Source organism: Sphingopyxis sp. Root1497 (assembly GCF_001427085.1).
GTDB lineage: Bacteria > Pseudomonadota > Alphaproteobacteria > Sphingomonadales > Sphingomonadaceae > Sphingopyxis.
On record NZ_LMGF01000003.1, the window covers coordinates 120926 to 121144 of the forward strand.

Consider the following 219-nt stretch of genomic DNA (forward strand, 5'->3'; position numbering starts at 1 on the left):
CTCGCCGCGACGATCACCTGTCCGTCGACATAGGCATCGCCCCAATCAAACGCATAATCGACCCGCGCCCCCGGGTCCTTGATCATCAAACCCATGTCATTTCCCCTCGATCATGTTGCGCCGCCAATCCTCCCTGTCGCGAAGCGATGGGGAGGGGGACCGCCGCCGCAGGCGGTGGTGGAGGGGCCGAAAGCTTGCACGACGCCTGACGGCGTCGGC